General features: G+C 75.8%; 22 protein-coding genes. 7 read left to right on the forward strand and 15 right to left on the reverse strand.

Annotated elements, in window-relative coordinates; translation table 11 throughout:
* Positions 1 to 177 precede the first annotated feature (177 nt).
* Together ACF1AK_RS04090 and ACF1AK_RS04095 are read right to left on the reverse strand one after the other, a co-directional pair.
* Complete coding sequence (locus ACF1AK_RS04090; protein ID WP_391497183.1) at positions 178 to 591, reverse strand: hypothetical protein; 414 nt, start codon at positions 589 to 591, stop codon at positions 178 to 180.
* Positions 592 to 929: 338 nt separating this feature from the next.
* Complete coding sequence (locus ACF1AK_RS04095) at positions 930 to 4,901, reverse strand: helix-turn-helix domain-containing protein (RefSeq protein ID WP_391497184.1); 3,972 nt, start codon at positions 4,899 to 4,901, stop codon at positions 930 to 932.
* A 444-nt stretch (positions 4,902 to 5,345) separates the two neighbouring features.
* On the opposite strand from ACF1AK_RS04095, the gene ACF1AK_RS04100 reads away from it, so the two are divergent.
* Positions 5,346 to 7,313 (forward strand): glycerophosphodiester phosphodiesterase family protein, encoded by a 1,968-nt coding sequence (locus ACF1AK_RS04100; RefSeq protein ID WP_391497185.1) that lies wholly within the window; start codon positions 5,346 to 5,348, stop codon positions 7,311 to 7,313.
* Between the two features lie 178 nt (positions 7,314 to 7,491).
* Here the strand turns inward: ACF1AK_RS04100 and ACF1AK_RS04105 are convergent, their stop codons facing one another.
* From ACF1AK_RS04105 to ACF1AK_RS04135, 7 genes are all read right to left on the reverse strand, one after another.
* Positions 7,492 to 8,601, reverse strand: coding sequence for a bile acid:sodium symporter family protein (locus ACF1AK_RS04105; protein WP_391497186.1), 1,110 nt, complete (start codon positions 8,599 to 8,601; stop codon positions 7,492 to 7,494).
* A complete protein-coding gene (locus tag ACF1AK_RS04110; protein WP_391497187.1) occupies positions 8,598 to 8,972 on the reverse strand; it encodes a hypothetical protein in 375 nt (124 codons plus the stop codon). Before ACF1AK_RS04110 ends, ACF1AK_RS04105 begins: the two co-directional genes overlap by 4 nt.
* Positions 8,972 to 9,862, reverse strand: coding sequence for an oxaloacetate decarboxylase (locus tag ACF1AK_RS04115; protein WP_391497188.1), 891 nt, complete (start codon positions 9,860 to 9,862; stop codon positions 8,972 to 8,974). The genes ACF1AK_RS04110 and ACF1AK_RS04115 overlap by 1 nt, the downstream gene beginning before the upstream one ends.
* A gap of 209 nt (positions 9,863 to 10,071) precedes the next feature.
* Positions 10,072 to 11,127, reverse strand: a complete 1,056-nt coding sequence (locus ACF1AK_RS04120) for an acyltransferase domain-containing protein (protein WP_391497189.1) — start codon at positions 11,125 to 11,127, stop codon at positions 10,072 to 10,074.
* Between the two features lie 106 nt (positions 11,128 to 11,233).
* Positions 11,234 to 11,866, reverse strand: coding sequence for a phosphatase PAP2 family protein (locus ACF1AK_RS04125; RefSeq protein WP_391497190.1), 633 nt, complete (start codon positions 11,864 to 11,866; stop codon positions 11,234 to 11,236).
* A gap of 60 nt (positions 11,867 to 11,926) precedes the next feature.
* Positions 11,927 to 12,793, reverse strand: a complete 867-nt coding sequence (locus tag ACF1AK_RS04130; RefSeq protein WP_391497351.1) for a class I SAM-dependent methyltransferase — start codon at positions 12,791 to 12,793, stop codon at positions 11,927 to 11,929.
* A 273-nt stretch (positions 12,794 to 13,066) separates the two neighbouring features.
* On the reverse strand, positions 13,067 to 13,621 hold the full coding sequence (locus tag ACF1AK_RS04135) for a PadR family transcriptional regulator (RefSeq protein ID WP_391497191.1): 555 nt from the start codon (positions 13,619 to 13,621) through the stop codon (positions 13,067 to 13,069).
* A 242-nt stretch (positions 13,622 to 13,863) separates the two neighbouring features.
* Between ACF1AK_RS04135 and ACF1AK_RS04140 the strand changes: the two genes are divergently transcribed.
* Both ACF1AK_RS04140 and ACF1AK_RS04145 read left to right on the forward strand, forming a co-directional pair.
* Positions 13,864 to 15,246 (forward strand): MATE family efflux transporter, encoded by a 1,383-nt coding sequence (locus ACF1AK_RS04140; protein ID WP_391497192.1) that lies wholly within the window; start codon positions 13,864 to 13,866, stop codon positions 15,244 to 15,246.
* A gap of 91 nt (positions 15,247 to 15,337) precedes the next feature.
* Complete coding sequence (locus ACF1AK_RS04145; RefSeq protein ID WP_391497193.1) at positions 15,338 to 15,748, forward strand: hypothetical protein; 411 nt, start codon at positions 15,338 to 15,340, stop codon at positions 15,746 to 15,748.
* Between the two features lie 271 nt (positions 15,749 to 16,019).
* Here ACF1AK_RS04145 and ACF1AK_RS04150 read toward each other — a convergent pair whose 3' ends face one another.
* The 3 genes from ACF1AK_RS04150 to ACF1AK_RS04160 are packed head-to-tail and all read right to left on the reverse strand — an operon-like array spanning position 16,020 to position 17,945.
* Positions 16,020 to 17,069: an MFS transporter gene (locus tag ACF1AK_RS04150; RefSeq protein WP_391497352.1), complete on the reverse strand. Its 1,050-nt coding sequence runs from the start codon at positions 17,067 to 17,069 to the stop codon at positions 16,020 to 16,022.
* Positions 16,987 to 17,232, reverse strand: coding sequence for an MFS transporter (locus tag ACF1AK_RS04155; RefSeq protein WP_391497194.1), 246 nt, complete (start codon positions 17,230 to 17,232; stop codon positions 16,987 to 16,989). Before ACF1AK_RS04155 ends, ACF1AK_RS04150 begins: the two co-directional genes overlap by 83 nt.
* 50 nt (positions 17,233 to 17,282) lie before the next feature.
* Positions 17,283 to 17,945: a TetR/AcrR family transcriptional regulator gene (locus tag ACF1AK_RS04160; protein ID WP_391497195.1), complete on the reverse strand. Its 663-nt coding sequence runs from the start codon at positions 17,943 to 17,945 to the stop codon at positions 17,283 to 17,285.
* 75 nt (positions 17,946 to 18,020) lie between these two features.
* Between ACF1AK_RS04160 and ACF1AK_RS04165 the strand changes: the two genes are divergently transcribed.
* A complete protein-coding gene (locus tag ACF1AK_RS04165; RefSeq protein WP_391497196.1) occupies positions 18,021 to 18,227 on the forward strand; it encodes a hypothetical protein in 207 nt (68 codons plus the stop codon).
* A gap of 52 nt (positions 18,228 to 18,279) precedes the next feature.
* On the opposite strand, the gene ACF1AK_RS04170 is transcribed toward ACF1AK_RS04165, so the two are convergent.
* The 3 genes from ACF1AK_RS04170 to ACF1AK_RS04180 all read right to left on the reverse strand — a co-directional run bounded on the left by ACF1AK_RS04170 (position 18,280) and on the right by ACF1AK_RS04180 (position 20,463).
* The gene (locus ACF1AK_RS04170; RefSeq protein WP_391497197.1) at positions 18,280 to 19,563 is read right to left on the reverse strand and encodes a cation:proton antiporter; all 1,284 of its coding nucleotides are present in this window, start codon (positions 19,561 to 19,563) and stop codon (positions 18,280 to 18,282) included.
* Between the two features lie 7 nt (positions 19,564 to 19,570).
* A complete protein-coding gene (locus tag ACF1AK_RS04175) occupies positions 19,571 to 20,056 on the reverse strand; it encodes a cation:proton antiporter regulatory subunit (protein WP_391497198.1) in 486 nt (161 codons plus the stop codon).
* A 227-nt stretch (positions 20,057 to 20,283) separates the two neighbouring features.
* Entirely contained in the window at positions 20,284 to 20,463 is a 180-nt protein-coding gene (locus ACF1AK_RS04180) for an antitoxin (RefSeq protein ID WP_391497353.1), read from the reverse strand.
* Between the two features lie 229 nt (positions 20,464 to 20,692).
* Between ACF1AK_RS04180 and ACF1AK_RS04185 the strand changes: the two genes are divergently transcribed.
* The 3 genes from ACF1AK_RS04185 (at position 20,693) to ACF1AK_RS04195 (ending at position 25,355) form a co-directional block, all read left to right on the forward strand.
* Positions 20,693 to 22,183, forward strand: coding sequence for a M28 family metallopeptidase (locus tag ACF1AK_RS04185; protein ID WP_391497354.1), 1,491 nt, complete (start codon positions 20,693 to 20,695; stop codon positions 22,181 to 22,183).
* A 198-nt stretch (positions 22,184 to 22,381) separates the two neighbouring features.
* Positions 22,382 to 23,794, forward strand: a complete 1,413-nt coding sequence (gene lpdA / locus ACF1AK_RS04190; protein ID WP_387679235.1) for a dihydrolipoyl dehydrogenase — start codon at positions 22,382 to 22,384, stop codon at positions 23,792 to 23,794.
* Between the two features lie 223 nt (positions 23,795 to 24,017).
* A complete protein-coding gene (locus ACF1AK_RS04195; RefSeq protein ID WP_391497199.1) occupies positions 24,018 to 25,355 on the forward strand; it encodes a hypothetical protein in 1,338 nt (445 codons plus the stop codon).
* Positions 25,356 to 25,381 lie beyond the last annotated feature (26 nt).

Here is a 25,381-nt window from a genome sequence, read left to right on the forward strand (position 1 = left end):
TCTCGTACCGTTCACGAAGGGCCGGGACCGCCGGCCGGTGCTTCCGGCCGGCGGCCCTGACGATGACGCGGTCGACGGGTCGACGGGTCGACGGGTCGACGGGTCGACGGGTCGGCGGGTCGACGGGTCGGCGGGTCGGCGGTGCTCCGGTGGTGGGCCCCGGGGGCCGGTGGTGGTTCAGCCGGTGATGCAGTCCGGGACCGGGTTGGTCTCGCTGTAGATCGCGGAGTCGGCCATCCAGCCCCAGCCGCCGGTGTCGGACTGCGTCCACAGCCAGCGGTAGGGGTGCGGGCCGCCGCCGTTGTAGCCGCCCTCGTCGGTCTTGCAGACGAACCAGCTGGGGTTGCTGCGCATGGTGCCGGTGACGGGGTAGGCGCTGGAGGGCTGCGAACGCACGCTGGTGTTGGGGACGTTGTTGCAGTAGTGGACCCGCCAGCTGCCGCTGACGGTGCCGCCGACGGTCCCGGTGTAGGTCCAGCCGGCGTCCCAACAGTCGGCGGCCGCGTGGGCCGGCACGGCCGGGAGAACGGCGGCGCCGGTGGCGGCCGCCAGGGTGATGCCGAGCGTGGTGAGCTTCCTGCGGAGGTCCATGGTGGTGCGGGTCCTTTCGCTGCGGTGCGGGTCTGGGTGCTGGGTGTGGGTGCTGGGTGTTGGCTGCTGGGCGTGACGCGGTGCCGGGCGCGGCCGTGGTCGGGGGAGCCGCCGGGCAGGGGCCGGGAACGCGCGGAGGGCGTGCCGGGCGGTGGTCCGCCGGGGTGCGGCCGGGCCGCGACGGGTCGGACGGGTCGCCGGAGCCGGACCCCGGGGGCGTCGGTTCCGAGCGTCGCAAGGACGTCCGGACGGCGTCCAGCGGACCGCCGTCGCCCGTTGCGGGGGGAAACGGGAAACCCCCCGGGAAACCGCGGCCGAGCTGCCGTGACCTCCGGGGGTCAGCCCGCGCCGCACCCCTTCCGGTAGGGCTGCCCCGGCAGCAGCTGCGCCCAGCGGTCGCGGTCCACCGGGCCGAGCAGCGCGCAGACCGCCGCCGAGCGCTCGGCGGTGTCCGGGCGCCACAGCCGCACCGTGCCGTCGCTGCCGCCACTGGCCAGCGTCCGCCCGTCGGGGCTGAACCCGACGGACCAGACGGCGTTCCCGTGGCCGGTGAGGGTGGCGGTGGGCGTGCTCCGGCCGGCGTCCCAGAGGCGGACCGTGCCGTCGTTGCCGGCACTGGCCAGGGTGCGCCCGTCGGGGGAGAACGCGACGGTGCGCACCGCCCCGGTGTGCCCGGTGAGCACGGCCGGCGCGCGCCGGGCCGCGGTGTCCCAGGTGCGGACGGTGGCGTCGTTGCCGCCGCTGGCGAGCGTGCGGCCGTCGGGGGAGAACGCGACGGTCCGCACCGCCCCGGTGTGCCCGGTCAAGGTGGCGGTCGGCCGCCGGTCGGCGACGTCCCACAGCCGCACGGTCAGGTCGTCGCTGCCGGTGGCCAGGGTGCGGCCGTCCGGGGCGAAGGCGACGCCGTTGACGAAATCCTGGTGGCCGATCAGGACGCCTTCCGGCCCGAGCCGGCCGACGTTCCAGAGCCGGGCCGTGCGGTCCTCGCCCGCGGAGGCGAGCAGCTGCCCGTCCGGGCTGAACGCCACGGCGAACACCGAGCCCTGGTGCCCGGTGAACCTGGCCCGCTCGCGCAGGGTCGCGAGGTCCCAGAGGCGGACGGTGGCGTCGGCGCCGGCGGAGGCGAGCAGCCGGCCGTCCGGGCTGAACGCCACGCCGAGGACCTGGCCCCCGTGGCCGGTGAGCGCGCCCGTCTCGCCGAGGGTCGCGACGTCCCAGAGCCGGACGGTGCCGTCGGCGCCGGCGGTGGCGACGGTGCGGCCGTCCGGGCTGAAGACCGCGCGCCAGATCTCCGCGTACGGACGGGGGGTCAGCGTGGCGGCGCCCAGGTCCCAGAGCACGGCGGAGCGGTCGAACCCGGCGGTCGCCAGCAGCGTGCCGTCCCGGCTGGCGGCGACGCCCTGGACGTAGTCGGTGTGGCCGCCGAGGGTGGCGGTCACCCGGCGCCCGGCGACGTCCCAGAGCCGGACCGTGCCGTCCCCGCCGGCGGTGGCCAGGGTGGCGCCGTCCTTGGCGAAGGCGAGCGCGTTGACGTCGTCGTCGTGGCCGGTGAGCGTGCCGGTCCCGGTGCGGGTCGCGATGTCCCAGAGCCGCACCGTGCGGTCGGCGCCCGCCGAGGCGAGGGTCCGTCCGTCCGGGCTGAGGGCGAGGCCGAGGACCTGGCCGTGGTGGCCGGTGAGGGTCGCGGTGGCGGTGCCGTCGGCGGTGTCCCACAGCCGTACGGTGTGGTCCGCGCCGGCGGAGGCGGCGGTCCGGCCGTCCGGGCCGGTGGCGACGGCCAGCACCTCGCCGTCGTGGCCGTCGAGGGTCACGAGGAGCCGGCGTTCGGCGGGCGGCTCCTCCGGTGCGAGGCCGGGCTGGGAGGAGCTCGGGGCCGCGGTGGGGTCGGCCCGGGACGGACGGGTGCCCGCGCGGAACGCCGTCCGGTCCGTCGTGCGGTCCGATGTGCGATCCGCCTTCGAGTCCGCCGCCCGGTCCGTTCGTGGGTCGTCGGCCCTGCCCCGTTCGGTGGCGGGCGGCGCGTCCCACCCGACGACCGACCAGACCCGGACCGTCCCGTCGGCGCCGCCGGAGACCACCGTCCGGCCGTCCGCTCCGAAGGCGACCGCGCGGACCGGGCCGACGTGGCCGCGCAGCACGACCGGCGGGCGGCGCTGCGCGACGTCCCAGAGCCGCACCGTGCCGTCCGAGCCCGCCGAGGCGAGCAGCCGCCCGTCCGGGCTGAAGGCCACCGCGCGGACCGGGCTGTTGTGGCCGGTCAGGGTGGCGACCGGCCGGCGGTCCGGCAGGCTCCACAGCCGGACCGTGCCGTCCGTGCTCGCCGTCGCCAGCAGCCGGGCGTCGGGGGCGATCGCGCAGCTGTTCACCGGGCCGGTGTGGCCGGTCAGCCGTCCGGCGAAGGGCTGCGCCTGGGTGCTCAGCAGGGCGCCGCGGGCCTCGGCGGTCGGGGCGAGGGCGAACGCCCGGTCGGCGAGGAGCATCGAGGCCTCGGGGCGGCCCACGGCGAGCCGGACGGACTCGACGGCCATCGCGCGGGAGGCCGCCGCCCGGCCCTGGTCCAGTGCGGCGGTCCGCTGCTGCTGGGCGAACACCGCGGCGGTGAGCGCGACCACGAGCAGTCCGGCCAGGGCGGTGAGCAGGCCGCGTTCGCGGCGGGTCCGCCTGCGGGCCTCGCGCCGGCGCCGCTCCTCGTGCTCCAGGCCGGCCCGCAGGAAGGCGTCCTGCGAGTCCGTCAGACCGGCCCGGCGCACCGGGTCCCGGGCCCACTGCCGGGCGGTGGCGAGCCGGCTCCCCCGGTAGAGGGCGGCCGGGTCGCGCCGTTCCCGTTCCCAGTCGGCGGCGGCCTCGGCGAGCCGGCGGTGGATCAGCAGACCGGCGCGGTCGTCGTGCACCCAGTCGCGCAGCCGCGGCCAGGCCCGCGGCAGGGCGCCGTGGGCGATGGCGACGCTGTCGCGGTCCACGGTCAGCACCCGGGCCCGGACGAAGGCGTCGAGCACCCTTCCGGCACCATGCTCCCCGGCGGCCCCGCCGGATGCCGCCGGGGCGGCCCGGCGCGGCTCCAGGAGTTCCCCGCGGGGGACCGGCCGCCGGGACCCGGCGCCCTCCGGCCCGACCTGCACCAGGCGCAGCAGCAGGAGCCGGGCCCGTTCGCGGTCCTCGGGGGCGAGCCCGGTGAAGACCCGCTCGGCGTTCGCCGCGATCGCGCCCTGGATGCCGCCGGTGCGCAGATAGCCGTCGACCGTCAGGGTGCGGCCGGTGCGCCGGCGCCAGGTGGCCAGCAGCGCCTGCGCGAGCAGCGGGAGGGTGCCGGGGGTGCCGTGGCCGGTGTCGCCGTCGGTGTCGTGGTCCGGGCCGTCGTCGGTGCCGAGGTCGCGCAGCAGGAGCTCGACCAGGCCCGGTTCCAGTCGCAGTCCGGCCTCGGCGGCCGGGCGGGTGATGCACTCGCGCAACTCGGCGGCGGTCATCGCGGGGAGGGGGAACAGCCCGTGACCGGTCACCGGGGGGAGTCCGGGCTGGGCGAGGCAGCGTTCGCCGAAGTCCGCCCGCAGGCCGAGCACCACGAGGGCGGCCGGCCGTGCGGTGGCGAGGGCGTGGAGCACCCGGACGAACGCGCGCCGCTCCCGTTCGTCGGTACAGCGGGTGAAGATCTCCTCGAACTGGTCCACGATCAGGGCCAGTCCGCCCGCCGCGGGCGGTTCCTCGCCCGGCCCGGCGGCCCCGTGCGGGCCGCCGGGGGGCAGGGCGGTGCGCAGGGCGGTGCGCAGGGCCGCGATCGGGTGCGCCGTCGGGGTGCACACCGCCACCCGCCACGGCGGGCCGCCGTCGGGGCGCAGGGCTCCGGCGCGCAGGGCGGGGACCAGCCCGGCCCTCAGTAGCGAGGACGTTCCCGCCCCGGACGCTCCGACCAGCGCCAGCGGCCCGTGCCCGGCCCGTTCGGCGAGCCGTTCCAGGAGTGCGGCGGCCGTCTCGCCGCGTCCCGCGAACCAGCGGGCCTGGTGCGGTCCGAAGGCCTCGGCGCCGGGGTACGGGCAGGGGCCGTCGTCGTCCTCGGCGGTGCCGGGCTCGCCGCTGTCCGCCGGTTCGAGCAGCCGCAGCAGCGCCCCGTCCGCCCGCAGCACGTCGTCGCAGCGCTGCGCGAGGTCGGTGGTGGCGGGCTTGCCGCCGTTCTCGATCTTGCTGAGATATCCCTTGCTGTAGTGGACCAGCCGTGACAGCGCCGTGAGCGAGAGCCCGCGCTCCTGCCGCAGACGTCGCAGCTCCGTCCCGAACTCCTTCGTGTCCGGCGGCGCTTGGCCGGTGTGCTGCCCCATCCTGTCCCCCCGTTCAGGTTGACGCGCTCCGCTCATCCTCGCCCCCCGGACGCCCGGCAGTCGCCCGGAAGGCGGGAATTGCTCCGGTGCGTACGACTCTCCATTGACGGCCCGTCGCGTCCGGGGGACCATCCGCCGTCCGGCGGAGCGCGTGCCGCCGCCGGGGGCGGGTGCCCGCGGGCCGGCCCCGGCGCGGCGGTCGGCGTGCGTCGGCGCGGGTCGCCCCGGGCCGGCGTTCCACCGGGTTGCACGGAGCGCAACGCCGCTGGTCCGCCGGGCGGTCCTTGCTCCCGCCCCCGGAGTCTCGCCCGGCGGACCGTACGGAAGCGAACCGGCCATTCACCGCAAGGAATCCGCCATCGCCACGAACCGCACGCGCAATGGTCACGAACGGTTTTCGGAGTGGTGGCTTCCGGTTCGGTCGCCGTCCCTAGCGTGCCGCCCATGACACAGAGTCACCGCCCCCACCGGGCACGTCGCACCGGTCTGCTGGCCGCCGCCGTCGCCTCCGCACTGAGCCTCACCACCGTCGCGCTGACCGCCCCGAGCGCCGCCTCCGCCGAGCCGGCCGCCCCCGTCGACGCGGCTCCCGCCGCCGCGGCCGCGGCTCCCGCCGCTCCGGCCGCCGGCGAGGTCGTCGTCGACGAGCACTTCGCCGGTGGCGCCCTGCCCGCCGGCTGGAGCGCCGTCGAGGGCGACTGGAAGGTCGAGAACGGCCGGCTGGTCGGCACCTCCGCCAACTCCGGCCAGCAGAGCCGGATCACCTTCGGCCGTCACCTCGACGACTTCCGCATCGAGGCCACCGCCCGCTTCGAGAGCGTCCAGGACGCCGCCCGCTGGACCGCCTTCGGCCTGGACGTCCCCGCGAGCGGCGCCACCCCGTGGTCCATCGCCACCATGCGTTCCGGCACCACCGCCGCCAACGGCCTGGAGTTCGCCCAGCGCACCCCCGCCAACAGCTGGAACGTCACCAACACCGGCTCCGCCCCGACCGCCGCCGGCACCGGACGTGACATGCGGATCGCCGTGGAGGTGCACGGCACCACCGCCCGCTGGATCTTCGACGGCAAGGAGGTGCTGCGGACCTCCCAGGTCGCCCGCAGCGCCGACGGCGGCCAGGCCCTGGTGGTGAACGGCTCGAAGGTCTCCTTCGACGACCTCAAGGTGACCGCGCTCGCTCCCGGCGGCTGGCTGCGCCCGGCCGGCTCGCCGCTCACCGTCTTCGCCCACCGCGGTGCCTCCTCCGCCGCCCCGGAGAACACCCTGGACTCCGACGAGATCGCCCGCCGCGGCGGCGCCGAGTGGATCGAGAACGACGTCCAGCCCAGCAAGGACGGCGTCCCGTACGTCCTGCACGACGACACCGTCGACCGCACCACCAACGGCAAGGGCCGCATCCGCGACCTGACGGCCGCCCAGCTGGACGCGCTCGACGCCGGCTCCTGGTTCGGCCCGACCTACGCGGGCGCCCGGGTGCCGAGCCTGGCCGCCCAGCTGGAGGACCTGCGCACCCGCGGCGGCAACCTGCTGCTGGAGATCAAGGGCAAGCACAGCCGCGACGAGGTCGCCCGGATCGTCAAGGAGATCCGCGACCACGGCATGACCGGCCGGGTCTTCGTGCAGAGCTTCGAGGTCGACGCCCTGCGCTACACCCGCGAGCTGGCCCCGGAGCTGCCGCTGGGTCTGCTGCGCGGCGACCTCGACGCCGATCCGGTGGCCATCTCCAAGGAGCTCGGCCTGTCCGCCTACAACCCCGCCGACGGTGCCCTCGCGAGCCGCCTCGGCGTGGTGAAGGACCTGCACGCGGCCGGGGTCGCGGTCAACGTCTGGACCGTCGACTCGGCCACCCGCTGGAAGGCCCTGGAGGCCGCCGGCGTCGACGGCATCATCACCAACCGGCCGGCCGAGCTGGCCGGCTGGAACTCCGCGTGGCTCCAGGGCGGCACCGTCACCACCCCGCCGGCCGCGCCCACCGTGGCGATCACCTCGCCGGCCTCCGGTGCGACCCTGGACCGCGCCCAGCAGCCGGTGACCGCCGTGCAGGCCGTCGGCGCCGACAGTGTCCGGCTGACCCTGGACGGCAAGGAGCTGCCGGCCGGCTCGCCCCTCGACACCACCGCGCTCGCGCTCGGCAAGCACACCCTGCGCGCCGAGGCCACCGGCCCCGGTGGCCGTGCCGCGACGACCGCCGAGTTCACCGTCGCGGCCAGCCCGACCGGCCTGGCCTCGCTGGTGCTCACCTCGGGCGCCGACCGCAACGCCGTCGCCACCCTGACGGTGATGCTCGGCCAGGGCCAGTACCAGCCGCTCGCCCACTGGGCCGACAACCAGGCCGGCCGCAGCATCCCGGCCGAGCGCGCCCGGCTGATCGCCGAGGACGCCCGCGTCCTGGACGCCGCCCCGCGGGGCTGATCCACAGAGCCGAGCCGGCCCCGCGGAACCCACCCCGCACCCGGCGCCGCTCCCGGGGACCTCGTGCCGCCCACCGCGGTACGAGGTCCCCGCCGTTCCGGGGCCGCTCCCGCAGCCGCCCCGGAAGCCCCGGCCTCCCTGCCCACGTCCTGCGGATCCCGGGTCCTGCGGATCCGCGTCAGGCGGCTCCGGGGGAGGCCCGCGCCGGTGGGGCCGCCCCCTCGGGGGCCGCCGCTCCGCCGGCCTCCGGCGGGCCCTGCGCCGCCCCGGCCCAGCGGCCGGCGAGCAGGGCCCCCGCGACCAGCTGGAGCTGGTGGTACATCATCAGCGGCAGCACCAGCAGCCCGGCCTGCGGCCCGAAGAGGACGGCGGCCATCGGCAGCCCGCCGGCCAGGCTCTTCTGCGAACCGCAGAGCACCGCCGCGATCCCCGAGCCCCGGTCGAGGCCCAGCAGCCGCGCTCCGAGCCGGACCGCGAGCACGGTGGCCGCGAGCAGCCCCAGCAGGACCGCCCCCAGCCCCACCAGCGCGGACGGTGTCACGGTGGACCAGATGCCCTGCGCCACCGCCCCGCTGAACGCGGTGTAGACGACCAGCAGGATCGAGCCCCGGTCGACCGGGGCGAGCGCCCGGCGGTGCCGGCCCAGGAAGCCGCCGATCCATGGCCGCAGCACCTGGCCGAGCACGAAGGGCGCGAGCAACTGGGCGAGGATCCGCAGCAGACCGTCGGCCGAGAGCGCCGCGCGGGCCCCCAGCAGCCAGGCCGCGAGCAGCGGCGTCAGCACCAGGCCCACCAGGCCGGAGTAGGTGCCGGCACAGATCGCGGCCGGTACGTTCCCCCGGGCGGCGCCGGTGAGCGCCACCGAGGACTGCACCGTGGACGGCACCAGGCAGAGGAACAGCACGCCCGTCCGCAGCTGCCCGGTGAGCGCACCGGGCAGCAGCGTCGTCACGGCCACCCCGAGCATCGGGAACAGGACGAAGGTCGAGGCCAGGACGAGTCCGTGCAGCCGCAGGTGACGCAGTCCGGCGAGCGTCTCGCGGGTGGAGAGCCGGGCGCCGTACAGGAAGAACAGCAGCCCGACCGCGAGGTCGCAGGCCAGCTCCGCGCCGCGCGCCGCCCGTCCGGTGACGGGCAGCAGCGAGGCCAGCGCCACCGTCCCGGCCAGCGCCGCGACATAGGGGTCGAGCGCGCGCCACCACGGCCGCCCCCGCCCGCCGCCGCCCGGCGGACGGCCCCGCGCCCGGGCCGTGGGCGGCGGTGCCCGGTGCTGACGGGCCGTGGTCATTCCCCGCCCCCTTCCTCCACCTCGGGGACCGCCGGGGCGGCGCCCAGCAGACCGGTCACCAGGGCGGTGGAGCCGTCGTGGTCGCTTCCGGCCGCGCCGCGCCCGATCTGCAGGTCGGCCGTCCGGTCGACCTCGACGATCGAGTCCGCCCGGGAGTTGTCGATCACCGTGACCAGGCTGCGTCCGGCGGAGGGAGCCTCCGCCCCCGGGAACGCCTCCGCCGTCGCGGACGCCGCCGCGGACGCCTCCGTCGCGCCGGCGCAGCCGAGCACGGCCCAGGCCCCGGCCAGCCCCGCCGCCGCGACCCGGCGGCGGCCGGGGCGCAGCCGCTGCGGGACGCCCCGCGGCGCCGCTCCGAACGCCCGCGGCATCACACGCCCACCTCCTCGCGGGCCTGCGGGCGCGGGATGTTGCGCTCCAGCAACGCGGTGGACTCCCGCACGCCGATGCCCTGCCGCGCCCCGGCGGTGGCCGGCAGCCGTCCGTCGGCCACCTTCAGCCCGGCGAGCGCCTCGTCCATCGCCTGGTGCGCGGCGAAGAGGCAGGGTGTGCTGTAGATGGCGACGTCCACGCCGAGCGCGCCCAGCTCGGAGAGCGACAGCCGGGGCGATTTGCCGCCGGCGATCTGGTTGAACAACAGCGGCTTGTCGCCCACCACCCGGCGGATCCGGCGGATCCACTCCTCGCTGCGCACGCCGTCGACCAGCACCACGTCCGCGTCGGTCGCGGCGAGGGCCTCGGCCCGGCGCAGGATGTCGGCCTCCTCGGTGGCGTCCGTCCGGGCGACCACGACGAGGTCGGTGCGGGCGGCGAGGACCTGGTCCAGCTTCTCCAGGTACTCGTCGAGGGGGAGGACCTGCTTGCCGTCGGCATGGCCGCAGCGGCGCGGGCGCTTCTGGTCCTCAAGGATGATGCCCGAGGCGCCGATCCGCTCCAGCCGCCGCACCACGTGGCAGGCCACCTCGGGGTCGACGTAGCCGTCGTCGATGTCGACCAGCAGGTGGTGCCGGGGGAAGGCGCCGCGCAGCCGCTCGACGAAGGCGACCATGTCCGGCCAGGCGATGAAGCCGATGTCCGGCAGGCCGTAGTAGGAGGCCGCGAAGCCGAAGCCGGAGACGAACATGCCGTCGTAGTGCGCGGCCGCGATGGAGGCGGAGTACATGTCGTAGACACCGATGAGCGGGGTCGCCCCCGGGGCGGCGATCCGCTCGCGCAGCCGCTGCCCGTAGCCGTCGTGAAGGTTCCCGTGACGCAACGCCATCTCCTCGTCTGCCAGGGGCCCGTGCGGAACGCGCACGGTCCTTTGCCATAAGTTGGCCATTCCTAGGGCCAACTGAGACGCCATCACTATGCGCTCTTTAACATTCCGTGGGCAAATCTTTAAAGGAAGTTCCCTCGGTGGAGTGAATGCGGTCGGATGAATCTGATGATTCAGATCAATCTGAGGAATTCAATCGCACCCGGGGGCCGTCAGAGAGCGAGCCGGCCGCCGCACACGTACCAGTGGCCGCCCGCCCGCAGGTGGTCGACCAGGGCGCGCTGGAGGACGGTGTCCCGGGGAAACGACTCCAACGGCCGCTCGACGTCGCCGAAGACGTACCGCAGCGGGTTGGTGTCCTCGGGCACCCGCGGCCGGTCCGGCCGCACCAGGGGGGTGAACCGCCGCTGGAAGCGCATGATGTTGGACTCCGCCGGCAGGTGGCCGGCGAGCTGCGGGTCGAGCAGCCAGGAGAAGACGCAGACGCTGCGGTACGCCTCGCCGGGGAAGTGCCGGGGGAAGAACGCCCGGGCCCGGTCCAGCGCGCGGTCGCACGCCCCGGGGGAGAGCGGCCCGCAGTGGTCCGGGATGTGCAGCTGGAGGCTCCGCTCGCCGGCCTCCGCCGTGTCCGCCGCCCCCGTCGCCGCGCCGTCCGCCCCGTCCGCCCCGTCCGCCCCGTTCGGCCGCCGGCGCTGGAACTGCAGCCGGCCCAGCTGGAACAGCTCGCCCCGGAAGTGCAGGGTCAGCCAGCGCGGATTGCCCAGTCCGGTGCGGCCGCGCCACCGGCTCACCGCGAGCTGCCGGCCGAGATCGGCCAGCGTCGACCGGCTCACCTCCGGCGCGACGCCCAGCGCGCGGTGGTGGGCCCGGGTGTACGGGGCCAGCGCGACGAAGAGCAGCGTCGCCAGGCCCGCGCCCCGCGAACCGTCCGCGCCGTCCGCGACGCCCGCCGGCCAGTCCCGGTCGAGCCCGGACGGCTCCCCGAGCGTCCCCACCGCGCGCACCTGGGCGCGCAGCATCTCCTCGAAGGCCGCCCGCAGTCCCGCGTCCCGGGCCAGCCGGGCGCGGGCCGCCACCAGGCCGTTCACCTCCTCGAACGGCACCGCGAGCGCCAGCAGCGCCTCGACCAGGTCCTCGTCGGCCGGGAGGTACGGGCCGTCGGCCGGATCCGCCCCCGCGAACGGGCCGGACGTGCCGGACAGGTCGAACGGCCTGGACGGCCCGGCCGGTTCGAACGGCTCGGGCAGGTGCGGCAGTCGCGGTTCCACGGCGCCCTCCACGGTGCGGGATCGGTCCGCCCACCGGGCCGGCGGGCGGACCGGCCGACCCTACCGGCGGCGGGCCCGCCCGCCGGGGGGCGTCCGCGCCGCGGGATCAGCGCAACAGCACGAACACCAGCGCGCAGATCCCGCCGAGCGCCGTCCCGGCCACCACCTGGGCCGGTGTGTGCGCCCTGAGCACCAGCCGCGACCAGCCCGCCGCCACCGGGAGGGAGGCCGCCGCGGCCAGCAGCGCGGGCGACGCCGGACCGAGTGCCAGCAGCAGGATCATCGCCGTCCCCCCGGCCACCGCGTTGTGCAGCGAGATCTGCCACCACACCGTCACGGCCAGCGCCGAGACCAGCCCGGCCAGCATCGCCACCACCAGGGCCCCCACCTCGGCCGGGGCGTCCAGCAGGTACAGCAGCGCCACGCCGGCCACCACCGAGAGCAGACTGACCCCCATCGGAACCACCCGCTGGCGGCGCACCCGGATGTGCTTGTCCGTCAGCGCGCCCCGCCGCACCCCGAGCGCGATGACCCCGAGCGGCACCACCCCGCAGAACAACGCGGCCAGCAGCCCCCAGCCGACCCCGCTCCAGCCGTCCGTGGCGTGCGCGCCGACGACCAGCAGCAGGGTGATCACCAGCGGGACGGGCGCCAGCACCTCGGTGACGACCCGAGCCGCCCGCTCGCGCGGCGAGGCGGCGGCGAAGGCCGGGGGCTCGGGCGGGACGAAGCCGCTCACCGGAGGCCGTGGGCGGGGCGGGGCCCGTGGGCGGTGGTCCGTCGGTGCACGGCCGACAGACTACCGGCCCCGCCGGCCCGCCCCGCCGGGATGGGCCGCACGCCGCTCCCGGAGCGTGCGCAGCCCCCGCCGGACGGCGCGGGTGGCCGCGGGCGGCAGCAGGTCCAGCAGCAGCCGGCGCGAACCGGAGCGCGCCGGGGCCGGCCGCACGGCGTTGTTCAGCCGCAGGACCCGCCGGCCCGCGATGGCGTCCTCGTCGACGGTGAACCCCTCGGCCCGCCAGTCCCGGGTCAGCAGCGCCTCGCGGACCGGCTCCGGATCGCCCCACGTCCCGTAGAACTTCATCGGCGTCAGCAGCACCGGGCACAGCCCGCCGGTGAACACCGCCTGCCAGACCGCGGCGGACACACCCGGCGTGTGCTCCGAGCGGTAGTCGTCCAGCGCCACCAGCCCGCCCTCGGCCAGCGCCCGGCGCGCCACCTCGATGTCCCCGGTCACGTGCTCGTAGAGGTGGGAGGCGTCGACGTGCACGAACCGGCAGCTGCCGGCCGGGATGCGCCCGTCGGCCAGCACGGAGGTCGGCGCCTGCACGATCGTCGGCAGCTCCGGGTGGAACGCCAGGTAGTTGGCCTCGAACCCGCGCCGGGTCAGCGAGGAGCGGTAGGACATCGCCATCTCGGCGTCGTTGTCCGCGTCGTCCGCCTGGGAGTCGAACAGGTCGCAGACCGTCAGCCGCTCGCCCGGCCGCAGGTGGTCGCCGAGCAGGACGGCGCTGCGCCCCAGGTAGCTGCCGAGTTCGAGGATGTCGCCGGTGAGCCCGGCCTCGCTCTGGGCGGTGAGCAGGTGCCGGAAGGCCTCCTGGTCGAGCCGGAAGAACCAGCCGGGGATGGACTCCGGGCGCGCGGCCGGACCGGGCGTGTCCGACAGCGGCGTGTCCGGAGCCGCGGCGGACCGCACGGAGGCGGACTGTCCGGAGGCGGACCGACCGGAGGCGTCGGAGGCGGCGGTCTCGGCACTGGGCACGGCGGTCTCCCTCGGGACGGGACGGAGCGGGCGCGGGCCCGCGTCCTGGTCACGCGCGGCGGTGCCGTGGTGCCGGACGGGCCGGCCGGGGTGGGTGGCGGCTCATCATAGTCACGCCGCACCGCGGCGGGACCACGCCGGAACCCGGCGTCCGGCCCGGTTCAGGCATTCGGCCGGTCAGGCGTCCGGCTCCCCGGGCGGGTTCTGCCCGTCGAGGGCGGCGATCGTCTCGGCCAGCCACGCCCGCTCGGCCGCCCCGGAGGCGCGGGCGACCAGCAGCATGCCGCGCCGGAACGGGTTGCGCTCCTGTTCGGCGGTGACCGGCCGGCCCCCGGCGTCGTAGAAGAAGCTGCTCGGCGCCTCCAGGAAGGCGAGCCGCCGCCGCAGCACCGCGGCCTGCCGGGCCGGGTCGTCCAGCCGGTCCAGGAAGGCCGCCACGGTGAAGAAGCGGATCTGGTCGGAGATCTCGGTCTCCTCCGGATCGGCCAGCCGGCGCTCCAGCTCGGCGCGTCCGGCCGCGGTGAGCTCCAGTACCTGCCGGGGAACGGCCCCGCTGCCGGGCTCGCTGCGCCGCCGCAGCAGCCCGGCCTTCTCCAGCCGGGTGATGGCGGGGTAGAGCGCGCCGTCGCTGACCGGCCGGACGTGGCCGGTCAGGCCGGTGATCCGGGACTTCAGCTGGTAGCCGTGCAGCGGTTCGTCGTACAGGAATCCGAGGATCGCGAGCGTCAGCACGGTCGAGGCCTTTCCGTCGTCGTGGCGTTTCGTCCGAACCGGCGAGCGCGCTTCCGTGCTCGCGCGCCCTCTCGTGCGGTCTTCATGCTACCTCTTGTCGAGGTGCCTCGATTCGATGTATCTCTATTCGGGGTCGCGCCGGCGGGTCCGGCGCGCGACCGGGACTGCACGGGCAGCGGGGACCTCCGGAACCTCCGGAACCTCCGGGATGCCCGGAACACCGGGGACATCGGGGAGGAAGCATGCGGGGGAACCTGCCGAGGCTCGTCGCACTGGCGGGACCGGTCTACGCCGAGCTGCTCTCGGGGGTGGTCGCCTCCGTGACCGGCACCTTCTGGGTGGCCGGGCTCGGCGGGCCCGCCGTCGCCGCCGTCACCCTGGCCGGCACCGTGGAGAACCTGCTGCTCGGCCTCGTCCTGGTGGTCGCCTCGGGGACGACCGTGCGGCTCGCACGGGCCCACGGCGCGGGCGACCCGGTCGCGGCCGGGCGGGTCGCCCGCGTCGCCTGGCGGCTCTGCGCGCTGGGCGGCCTCGCGCTCGCCGTTCCCGGCTTCCTGCTCCGCGAACCGCTCGCCGGCGCCTTCCTGGACGGCGAGGCCGCCGCCCTCGCCGCCGACTGGTTCACCGTGGCGTTCCCGGCCTTCCCGCTGTTCTTCGCCCAGCGCGTCGCCGACGAACTGTTCAAGGGCGCCGGCGACACCCGGACGCCGATGCGGACGGCGCTGCTCTCCAACGCCCTGCTGCTCCTCCTGGACCCGCTGCTCATCCTCGGGCCCGGCCCGTTGCCCGCCCTCGGCGTGAGCGGCGCCGCGCTCGCGCTGACCGCCTCCCGGGCCGTCGCCCTCGCGGTCACCCTGCTGCTCCGGCGCCGCCACCGGCTGCCGGTGCCGACCGGCGGGCTGCTCTCCGAGGCCCGGGCGGTCACCGCCGCCGGCGCGCCGTTCGGCCTGGACTTCACCGCGCGGATGGGCGTCGGCACGGCGCAGCTCGCCCTGGTCTCCTCCTTCGGGGTGTCCGCCGTCGCCGGGTACGGGGTCGGCTACCGCGTCCTGCTGGTCGTCACCATGGCCTTCTACGCCGTCCGGCAGGCGGCCGCCATCGAAGCCGCCCGGCTGGCCGGGGCCGGCTCCGCCGCGGCCGTGCGCGCCCTCGGCCGCGACACCGCCAAGCTGGCCGCCGCCCTCGGCGCGGGCGCCGCCGTGCTCTGTGCGGCGGCCGCGGTGCCGGTCGTGGCGCTGTTCACCGACGATCCCGCGGTGGCCGGCCAGGCGGTCGGCTTCCTGCGGATGGCGGCCCTCTACCTGCTGCCCTACGCGCTGGTGGTCGCCCTCGGCGGCGTCCACCAGGCGGCGGGCGCCGGCCGCCCGCTGGTGCTCGCCGTGCTGCTCGGCCTCGCCGCCCAGCTGGGCTCGGGCGCCGCCCTGTCGGGTCCGCTCGGCGTCCACGGCCTCTGGGCCGGCATGACGATCGGCGCCGTCGTCCACCTCGCGCTGCTCCGCCTCCTCCTGCCCAGCCGCCGGCCGCTCGCCGGGGCGGGGGAGCCGGGCCTGCGGCACCTCGCCCCGGTCGGGCGGGCCCGCCACCTTCTGCGCGCGCCGCTGATCCGCCGTACGGAGGGCGAGTGACACCGGGTGACGTGTTCCTGCGAATAGCCGGTTACCGGGATGAGTCGTACGGGAACTGTTGGCGGAGTCCCACCTACCGAGGAGGTCCCCCATGAAACGACTGCTCTGCGTGGCCGCCGCTGCCGCGGTCCTCTGCCTGACCGGTGCCGGAGTCGCCGGCGCTGCCGGCGCGGAGGCCGATCCGCCCACCGCCGGTACCGGCGCCGAGGCCGCGCCCGCCGCTGTGGACCCGAACTGGCTGGCCTTCGGCGAGGGCGCCGATTGGACCGCTGCCGGTGCGGACCCGGCCTGGACCGCCGCCGGTGCGGACGCGACCTGGTCGGCCCCCACCGCGGACCCGAACTGGGCCGCCGCCGCGGATCCGAACTGGGCCGCGCTCGCTTCGGGCACCGACCCGGCCGGCGCCGACCCGTCCGGCGCGGGGGCGGACTCCGGCTGGGCCGCCCTCGGCGCGGAGCCGCACCGGCCGACCCCCGGCGGCTCCGAGGGCCGGACCGGCTGAGTCACCGCCTCCGACGAGCAGGAGGACGACCCGCCGAAGGTGCCCGGCCGGGCCGCGTTCCAGCGGCCCGGCCGGACACGTCCGGCGGCGCCCGGACGGCTGGTCCGCCGACCGGGCCGGGGAGTGCGCGCCGCCGGGAGCCGGGTGGCGAGGAGCGCGCCGGCGGCAGCGGTGGCCGTCAGGGCGGCGAGGGCGGCCGGGAGGGCGTCGAGCAGGGCGTGACCGGCGGTCAGGGTGGTGGCGAGGGCGACGCCGAGGGCGGGCCCGGTGTTCATCGCCGTCTGCTGCCGCCAGCCACACCCGCGTGGGCGGCCGGCACGGCGCGGACGAGCGCGGCCGTCGCCGTGGCCAGCACCGCCCCGGAGCCGGCGCCCAGCAGCAGGAAGGCCGCGCCGGTCGGCAGGGCCGGGGTGCCCGGCCGGAGGGCCGCCACCCCGAGGGCGCCCAGCGTGATCGAGGACATCCCCGCGACGACGGTGCGGCGCGGTCCGTGACGGCGGGCCGGCGAGGCCGTGGCGGGTGCGGCGGCCACCATCGCCAGCGCCAGTGGCAGCGCCCGGAGCGCACTGGCGGGCGGGTCGGGGGCGAGTACGTCCTGGAGGACGTAGGTGGCGAGGAAGAGCGGGCCGGAGAGCGCCGCCGAGGCGGTGAGCAGCACACCCGGCGCGGGCGCCACCGCGGGCGCGCGGAGCACGGCCGGTGGCAGCAGCGGGTCGGGGGTGCGCCGCTCGCGACGCACGAACAGCGCGCCGAGGACGCCCGCGGCCGCGAACCCGTGCCAGGGCCGCAGTCCGGGCCCGCCACCGGGTGCCGGGTCCTGCTCCGCCAGGCCGGCCGGCGCGGACACCGGGCCGGCCGGCGCCCCGCCGAGCAGCGCGGCGCCCGGCAGGCGAGCCCGGCGGCGCGGCCTTCCGGCCGGGTGGCGGTGCGGGTGGCGGCGCCGGCCGGCACCACCGCCGACGGCGCGGTCGGTGCCGGGCGCGGGCAGCCGGACCGCCGGCGCGGCCACCCCGGCGGCCACGGCGGGTGCGACCGTCAGGCAGAACACCGACCGCCAGCCCCACTGCGCGGTCAGGAAGCCGCCGACCAGCGGTCCGGCGGCGGCCGAGAGCCCGATCGCGCTGGTGCGCAGCGCGATCGCCCGGCCCAGCAGCTCGGCCGGGTACGCGGCGCGCAGCAGGCCGAGGGTGGCGGGCTGGAGCAGCGCCCCGGCGGCCCCTGGAGGACCCGCAGCCCGATCACCCGTCCGACGCCGGGGCGAGGCCGATGCCGGCCGACACGGCGCCGAAGCCGAGCACGCCCACCGCGCAGACCCGCCGATGGCCGTAGCGGTCGCCCAGCCGGCCGGCGAGCACGAGCGGGGCGGCCACCGTGACCAGGTAGGCGGTGCTGGTCCACTGCACGGCGGGGAGGGAGGCGTGCAGGTCGCGCTGGAGGCTGGGCCGGGCGACGGTGAGCACCGTCCCGTCGAGGGCCGCGGTCACGGGGCCGGGGATGCTGCCGGCCAGGGTGAGGCGCCTTGCGCCCGCCGGGCTCACCGGGGCGTGGGGCGCAGGTGGGCGTCGAGGGTGGCGCGCAGGACGGGGGCGAGGGTGTCGGTCCCGGTGGCGAGCACCAGGCTGCCCCAGGCGCGGAGCTGGGCGAGGCCGTGCAGGTTCGCCCGGAGGGCCGCCGCGATCGCCGCCGGGGAAGGGGAGTCCTCGTCCGTGGGCGGGTGGATCACCGCGACCAGCCGGGTCAGGGCGTCGAACAGGGGGAGCGAGGTGCGGCGCAGCTCGGCGCCGCCGCCCTCCAGGACGTCGTGGTGGAACATCAGCTCGAACATGCCCGGCTGCTCGGCCGCGAAGGCCAGGTGGTCGCGGGCGAGCCGGTCGAGCCGGTCGAGCCGGGCCCGGGCCCCGGCGGGGCCGTCGACCTCGGCGGCCGACCGGGCGGCGTGGTCGCCGTCCAGCCCCAGCGCGGTGGCCAGCCGGCCGAAGCCGTGCCGGGCGGTGGCGGCGAGCAGCTCGGCATGGGTGGCGAAGTGGCGGCGCGGGGCGCCGTGCGAGACCCCGGCCCGGCGGGCGATCTCGCGCAGGGTGAGGGCGTGCACGCCCTCCAGGGCGAGCGGGTCGACGCCGGCCGCGACGACCCGCGCGCGCAGGCCGCCCGGGTCGTCGCGCCCGGTCTGCCCGGTCCTTTGGTTCCGTTCGGTCACGGGGCGTGGCCACTACCAGCGAGTAGACACGGTCTACTCGCACTCGGGGCGGCCCGACGGGGGCACAATCGGCCCATGGACGAGGGCGGCGAGGCGGCCTGCTGGCTGGACCGGGTGTGCGACGAGTGCGGGAAGCTGCGCGAGCGGTCCGGCCCCGGCCCCTGCGAGCACTGCGGCGCCGACGACCGGCGGACGGCCGGGCCTGCGGAACCCGACGCGCCGGAGCCCGGGGCCGCGGAACCCGGGAACGGGAAGAGCCCCTGGGCGGACCACCGGAGGTGACCCGCCCCGGGGCAGGATGACGAGCCGGCCCGAGGGGGCCGCTCAGGAAGGGTCAGCGCGACAGGCCGTCGAGCGGCTGGCCGGACTGCGCGTCCAGCGGCTCCTCCACCGGTTCCGCGCCGTCCGCCCCCGTGCCCTGCGCGGGGATGCGCGCCTTGGGCGTCCAGGGGCGGCGCCGGGAGAGCACGGCGCCCAGGCGCTCCACGGCGGGCTGGGTGTAGCGGGCGGCGAGCGGGCCGGTGACCACCAGGATCAGCACGTACGCGGTGGCCAGCGGGCCGAGGCCCGGTTCGATGCCGGCGGTGACGGCGAGTCCGGCGATGACGATGGAGAACTCGCCGCGCGACACCAGCGCGCCGCCGGCCCGCCACCGGCCGCGGGCGGCGATCCCGGCGCGGCGGGCCGCCCAGTAGCCGGTCGCGACCTTGGTGAGCGCGGTGACCACGGCCAGCAGCAGGGCCGGCAGCAGCACCGGCGGGATGCTGGTCGGATCGGTGCTGAGGCCGAAGAAGACGAAGAACACCGCCGCGAAGAGGTCCCGCAGCGGGCTGAGCAGGGTGTGCGCGCCCTCGGCGGCCTCGCCGGAGAGCGCGATGCCCACCAGGAAGGCCCCGACCGCCGCCGACACCTGGAGCTGTTGGGCGATGCCCGCGACCAGCAGGGTCAGCCCGAGCACCACCAGCAGCAGCTTCTCCGGGTCGTCGTGGGAGACGAACTTCGAGATCAGCCGGCCGTAACGGAGCGCGATGAAGAGCACCGCCCCGGCGGTGGCGAGCGCGATGGCCAGCGTGATCGACCCCGCGAGCAGACCGGCGCCGGCCAGCAGGGCGGTCAGGATCGGCAGGTAGACCGCCATCGCGAGGTCCTCCAGCACCAGGATGCTGAGGATCACCGGGGTCTCCCGGTTGCCGAGCCGGCCGAGGTCGCCGAGCACCTTGGCGATGACGCCCGAGGAGGAGATCCAGGTGACGCCGGCGAGCACCACGGCGGCCACCGGGCCCCAGCCGAGCAGCAGGGCGGCGACGGCGCCGGGCACCGCGTTGAGCAGGAAGTCGACCGCGCCGGCCGGGTACTGGGCCTTGAGGTTGGTGACCAGGTCGGCGGCGGTGTACTCCAGACCCAGCATCAGCAGCAGCAGGACGACGCCGATCTCGGCGCCGGTCGCCACGAACTCCTCGCTGGCGCTCAGCGGCAGCAGCCCGCCGGTGCCGAAGGCGAGCCCGCCGAGCAGGTAGAGCGGGATCGGCGAGAAGCCGTAGCGGCCGGCGATCCGGCCGAGCAGTCCGAGGACGAGGATGACCGAGCCGAGCTCGATGAAGACGGTGGCGGTGTGCAAACCCCGGTCACCCCCGCTCCAGGATCGCCGCCGCCGCGTCCACACCCTCGCGGGTGCCGATCACGATCAGCGTGTCGCCGCCCGCCAGCCGGAAGTCCGGCGCGGGGGAGGGGACGGCGCCGGTGCGCCGCAGCACGGCGACGATCGAGGCGCCGGTCTCGGTGCGCATCCTGGTCTCGCCGAGCAGCCGCCCGTTCCAGTACGAGGCGCCGTCGACCGGGAGCCGCTCGGCGACCAGGCCGAGGTCGGTGGTGTGCAGCATCGCCGGGTTGTGGTGAGCCGGGGTCAGGGCGTCGACGAGGGCGGCGGACTCATCGGCGGTCAGCCGGAAGGCCTGGGAGCAGGCATCGGGGTCGTCCGAGCGGTAGACGTTGAGACTGCGTGAGCCGTCCCGGTGGGCGATCACGGACAGGTGCCGCTGTTCTCGGGTGGTGAGGTCGTACTGGACGCCGACACCGGGAAGCGGAGTGGTCCGGACACGGGCGATCGACACGGCGGCTGTCCTCTCGTCAGGGGGTCTCGCGGGCGGCCGCGCGCGGCGCGGGCGCGCCGGAACGGGGGACGCCGGCGCTGACCGCGTGTGACACACGAACGCGCAACCGGACTAATAGTAATGAGTATGTAAAGTCCAAAAATAGTGCCCCGGTCGTGTGCACGCGGGGAAGCGCGCACACGAACCGGGGCGACGGGCCGCAGGGCGGCCCGGGCGGGGGGCGAGGACTACTGCGGCGGGCGGTCGTCGCGCAGCTGGTCCTTGAGCTTCTCCTGGCCCGTGTCGACCTGGCTGCTGTACTTGCCCTGCGTACGTTCGTCGACCATGTCACCGCCCTTGTCGACGCCTTTCTCGGCCTGGTCCTCATGGCCCTTGAGCATGCTCTTGAGCTTGTCGAACATGGACATGTGGTCACACTCCCGGATGAGACGGCCCCACTTCTCCCAGCATCGCCGCACCCCGGGGTGTCCGCATCCGGTCAGCTTCCGCGCCGGGGTTGGCAAGGCGTCGAGGAGCATGTCAAATCGGGAGTCCCACGAACCGTCGGAAGGACAAGCCTTGAACGCTCGGACCGGTCGCCCGGCCGCCACCCGCCGCGCCCGCACCGCCCCCGCCCGCCGGACGGCGGGCGCCGCGCTGGCGGTGGCCGCGCTGGTCACCCCGCTGCTGCTGGTCGGCACCGGCAGTGCCGCCGCCGACCCGGACCCGGCCCGCAAGGGCGCGAAGCTCGCCACCCGTCTGGCGCAGGAGAGCACCGCCGACAGTGCCCACGACACCCTGGAGGCGCTCCAGCGGATCGCCCGCCGCAACGGCGGCAACCGGGTGGCCGGCTCGGCCGGCCACGACCAGTCGGCCCGCTACGTCTACGAGCAGGCCCGCCGGGCCGGGCTCAAGGTGTCCAAGCAGGAGTTCGAGTACACGTTCTTCCAGGAGCTGTCCGAGCGGTTCTCGGTGGTCTCCCCGCAGGCCGAGGACGTCGCGATCAAGGCGATGACCTACTCCGTCGGGGGCCCGGACGGCGGCCTGACCGCCGCGCTCGCGGTCGTCCCGGTGGACGCCACCACCGGCTGCGAGGCCGCCGACTACGCCGGTGGAGCGGTCACCGGCCGGATCGCGCTGATCCGGCGCGGCGGGTGCAGCTTCGCGGTCAAGCAGGCCGCGGCGGCGGACGCGGGCGCCCTGGGCGCGGTGATCTACAACAATGCCGAGGGGGACCTCAACGGCACCCTCGGCGAGCCCGGCCTCGGCCGGATCCCGGTCGGCGGCATCTCCCAGGCCGCCGGACAGGCGCTCGCCGCCCGGGCGGCCGCCGGGCCGGTCACCGTGGCCCTGGACATCCGCACCCACATGGAGAAGCGCACCACCTGGAACGTGATCGCCGAGACCCGCGGCGGCGACCCGGCGAACACCGTCGTGATCGGCTCGCACCTCGACTCGGTGCTGGCCGGCCCCGGCATCAACGACAACGGCTCCGGCTCGGCCGGCATCCTGGAGGTCGCCAAGAACCTCGGCAACCGGCCGGTGAAGAACAAGGTCCGGTTCGCCTGGTGGTCCGCCGAGGAGTTCGGCCTGCGCGGCTCCGCGGCGTACGTGAAGTCGCTCTCCGAGGCCGAGCGGCAGAAGATCAAGCTCTACCTGAACTTCGACATGATCGCCTCGCCCAACTCGGCGCAGTTCGTCTACGACGGCGACGACTCCGATCACGTCGGCTCCGGCCCCGGCCCGGACGGCTCCGCCCAGCTGGAGCGGCACATCACCGACTACCTCGACCGCCGCGGGCTGCCGCACGAGGGCACCGACTTCACCGGCCGTTCCGACTACGGTCCGTTCATCGACGCGGGCATCCCGGCCGGCGGCACCGACACCGGCGCCGAGGTGATCAAGACCGCCGCCCAGGCCGCCACGTACGGCGGCACCGCCGGCCAGGCCTTCGACCCCTGCTACCACAAGGCCTGCGACGACCTGCGCAACCTCGACATGAAGGCCTTCGACGTCAACATCGACGTCATCGCGGACTCGGTGGGCACCTACGCCTGGGACCTCTCCTCGCTGCACGCGCCCGTCGCCGCGCAGCGCACGGAGGGCGGCACTCTCCAGGAGGGCCACGTGCACGGGACCGAGGCCTGACACCCGCCCGGCCCACCCCGCAGGACACCCGCCGGCCCGGCACCCCGCTCCGCCCGTGCTTCGCACGGCGGACGGGGCGCCGGGCCGGCGCCCCGTCCGGGGGTCCGGCGGCGGGGGTCCGATGGGTGCGCGGGGCGGTGGCCTGACACCATGGCACCGAGATCACGACACCGTGACACCCTCGGAGGAGTCAGCACCATGAGCAGCACGCACTACGACGTCGTCGTCCTCGGCGCCGGCCCCGGCGGCTACACCGCGGCCGTCCGCTCCGCCCAGCTCGGCCTGAAGGTCGCCGTCGTCGAGTCGAAGTACTGGGGCGGGGTCTGCCTGAACGTCGGCTGCATCCCCTCCAAGGCGCTGCTGCGCAACGCCGAGCTCGCGCACATCGTCACCAAGGAGGCCAAGACCTTCGGCATCAAGGTCGAGGGCCAGGTCACCTTCGACTACAGCGAGGCGTTCAAGCGCAGCCGCACCGTCGCCGACGGCCGCGTCAAGGGCGTCCACTACCTGATGAAGAAGAACGGCATCACGGAGTACGACGGCCGCGGCACCTTCGTCGACGACCGCACCCTGCAGGTCGCCCTCAACGGCGGCGGCTTCGAGGTCGTCACCTTCGACCACTGCATCATCGCCGCCGGTGCCACCACCCGGCTGCTGCCCGGCACCAGCCTGAGCGACCGCGTGGTCACCTACGAGGAGCAGATCCTCACCGAGGAACTGCCCGGCAGCATCATCATCGCCGGCGCCGGCGCGATCGGCGTCGAGTTCGCCTACGTGCTGCACAACTACGGCGTGCAGGTCACCATCGTCGAGTTCCTCGACCGGATGGTGCCGCTGGAGGACGCCGAGGTCTCCGCCGAGCTGGCCAAGCAGTACCGCAAGCTCGGCATCCAGGTGCTCACCTCGACCCGGGTCGACTCGATCGACGACAAGGACCCGGCCGCCAAGGTCAAGGTCACCGTCACCGCCAAGGACGGGCAGCAGCAGGTGCTGGAGGCCGACAAGGTGCTCCAGGCGATCGGCTTCGCCCCGCGCGTGCACGGCTACGGCCTGGAGAACACCGGGGTCAAGCTGACCGAGCGCGGCGCCATCGCGGTGGACGGCCGCGGCCGGACCAACGTCCCGCACATCTTCGCCATCGGCGACGTCACCGCGAAGCTGATGCTGGCGCACGCCGCCGAGGCGATGGCCGTGATCGCCGCCGAGACGATCGGCGACGCGGAGACCATGGAGGTGGACTTCGCGATGATCCCGCGCGCCACCTACTGCCAGCCGCAGATCGCGAGCTTCGGCTACACCGAGGCGCAGGCCCGCGACCTCGGCCACGACGTCAAGGTGGCCAAGTTCCCGTTCACCGCCAACGGCAAGGCGCACGGCCTCGGCCACCCGACCGGCTTCGTCAAGGTCATCTGCGACAACACCCACGGCGAGCTGCTCGGCGCCCACCTGATCGGGCCCGAGGTCACCGAGCTGCTGCCGGAGCTGACGCTGGCCCAGCAGTGGGACCTCACCGTGCACGAGGTCGCCCGCAACGTCCACGCCCACCCGACCCTGGGCGAGGCGGTCAAGGAGGCGATCCACGGTCTGGCCGGCCACATGATCAACATGTGACCGCGCCCTGCCGGTGCGCCGGGCCCGTCCGGCGGGGACCACCCCGCAGGGCGGGCCCGTCCCGTCCCCCCGGTCCGCCGGTCCACGAACCGTCCACCGGACCGGTCCCTCTCCTCAACTGCCTTCGTCTGTAGAGGGTTTACTGCTCACCGTGGCCTGGGTACGGGCGCCTGACCCGTCCGGGGGCAGGCCCCGGAATGCCGGGACGAGGGGGGAATCCTCCATGCGCACCCATCGAACGCGCCGGATCGGCGCCAGGGCGGCGGCCCTGCTGGCCGCCGTCCTGCTGTTGCTGCTCGGCCTCCCGCAGGGCGCCGGGGCCGTGCAGGTCCGCGGTCACACCGGCTGGTCGGTCCTCATGTGCAAGGTCTCCGACAACACCTCCGAACCGCACACCGCCGGCTGGCTGCGGAACTTCTTCACCGACTCCGGCGCCGGCACCGGCGGCATGTACGACTACTTCACCAGCGTCTCGGCCGGCGCCGTGCAGATCCGCAACTCCAGCACCGCCGGCTGGTACACCATGCCCTACACCCTCGCCCAGGAGCAGGGCCGCGACCGCTGGACCCGCTTCCAGGACTGCGTCGCCGCCGCGCGCGCCGGCGGCTACACCGTTCCGGCCGGGCACCGCACGGTCGTCGTCACCAACGTCGGCATCGACTGGTGGGGCGCCAACGGCGCGGTCTACCTGGACGGCACCGGCCTCGGCTCGGTCTCCGTCGCCCACGAGATGCTGCACGGCTACGGGCTCGGGCACTCCTTCTCCAACGACACCGGCTACCGCAACGCCCCGTGGTCGCAGCCGGGCGAGTACGACGACCCGTGGGACGAGATGAGCGCCGCCAACGTCTACAGCTCCGGCACCGGCGGCACCTACGGCAACGCCGGGCCGGCCGGCCTGGCCGCCTACCACCTCGACAAGCTCGGCTGGGTCGACCACAGCCGGGTGGCGGTCGCCCCGGCCGGCTGGAGCAGCTACACCCTCACGTCCTTCCAGAGCGACGACGGCACCCACCCGCAACTGCTGCGGGTGCCCATCGGAAGCGACCCGTTCCACTACTACACCGTGGAGTTCACCCGGAAGCTCGGCTACTCCGCGGGCATCCCGAACGACGTCGTCCTGATCCACGAGATCGTCAACGGCACGCCCTACCTCCAGCGGACCCTGGACGGCGGCGCCCGGCTGCCCGTCACCTCGCTGAACGCCAACGGCGACTCGATCACGACCTCGGTCAACGGTGCCACCGCGAACGTCACCGTCCACTCGGCCACCTCGGCGGCGGTCTACGGGCCCAACACCTGTACCGCCGGCTACGTCTGGCGGGACGGCGACAACCGCGACTACACCTGCGTGACCCCGGCGACCCGCAGCCAGGCCGCCGCCGACAATGCGGCCCGCTTCGGCCGCTGGGTCTCCGGCCCCTACGGCCCGCACACCTGCGTCAACGGCTACGTGTGGCGCGAGGCCTGGCCGGGCGACGACGTCTGCGTGACCCCGGCGATCCGCAGCCAGGCCGCCGCCGACAATGCCGCCGCCCCCTCCCGCGTCCTGCACCCCTGACCGCCGACCGGTGACCGGCCGCACCC

It is taken from the genome of Kitasatospora sp. NPDC015120 (genome assembly GCF_043080305.1).
Lineage (GTDB): Bacteria > Actinomycetota > Actinomycetes > Streptomycetales > Streptomycetaceae > Kitasatospora.